Genomic DNA, 454 nt, shown 5'->3' on the forward strand with positions numbered 1-454 from the left:
TCACTGCTATATCAATACTCACAACAAATTCTGCAATGCATTATCCCCTGAAAAACACATAATAAAAAAGCCCACATCCACAAAAGTTGTAGGCTACAAATGTGGAGACGGCGGGATTTGAACCCGCGTCCAGAGGTCCTGATACACATCTTTCTACGTGTGTAGTTTATCGAAAGGTTTCGCATCATGAAAAGTGATAAACAACCAACATGATGCTAGCTTGATTAAGTTTCTTCTAAACAGACTTCAAACGGCAGTGTTTAGCATATCCTATTAAGGTTGAATCGCGTTAACAGCACATAGGAAATGCTGTTAGGCGATGCAGAGTGCGATTAGGCAGCTACTGCGAAATTATTGTTTGATTTGCCAGTTATTATAAACTGTGTGTGTTGATGACGAAGACAACCCTCCGACACGCTTAATGAGCTCGGGGGACCCCTGTCGAATCCATGAA

General features: G+C 41.9%; 1 other RNA gene. It reads right to left on the reverse strand.

Features of this window, described 5'->3' with window-relative positions:
- Positions 1-99: 99 nt before the first annotated feature.
- Positions 100-454: a transfer-messenger RNA gene (gene ssrA / locus D8676_RS26590) on the reverse strand; the annotation flags it as partial.

Source organism: Mesorhizobium sp. YM1C-6-2 (genome assembly GCF_003666685.1).
In the GTDB taxonomy this organism is placed as follows: domain Bacteria; phylum Pseudomonadota; class Alphaproteobacteria; order Rhizobiales; family Rhizobiaceae; genus Mesorhizobium_K.